Annotated in this window: 1 protein-coding gene; it reads left to right on the top strand. The window is 51.0% G+C overall.

Translation table 11 applies throughout. The annotated features are described in order from the left end of the window. Window positions 1-18 precede the first annotated feature (18 nt). On the top strand, window positions 19-247 hold a 229-nt coding region (locus R0J87_RS23295), incomplete at its 3' end, for a peptidase dimerization domain-containing protein (protein WP_498889342.1).

Below are 247 nucleotides of genomic sequence, written 5' to 3'. Positions count from 1 at the left end.
CAAACGGTGGATGCCATCGTGATCGCCAACCAAGTGATTTCAGCGATCCAGACCATCGTCAGCCGCAACGCTAACCCAATGGATTCCGGCGTCATCACCATCGGTAAAATCTCGGGTGGCTACCGCTATAATGTGGTGGCAGATAGCGTCGTACTAGAAGGCACGATCCGTTCGCTATCGGACGACACCAAAAAATTATTGAAGAAACGCTTCCATGAAGTTGTCACAGGCGCAGCTGAAATGATGG

Source organism: Halomonas sp. SIMBA_159 (genome assembly GCF_046536035.1).
Classification (GTDB): Bacteria; Pseudomonadota; Gammaproteobacteria; order Pseudomonadales; family Halomonadaceae; genus Vreelandella; species Vreelandella venusta_A.
Note: the sequence above shows the minus strand (reverse complement) of the source record. Positions and strands in the feature narration are given on the sequence as shown.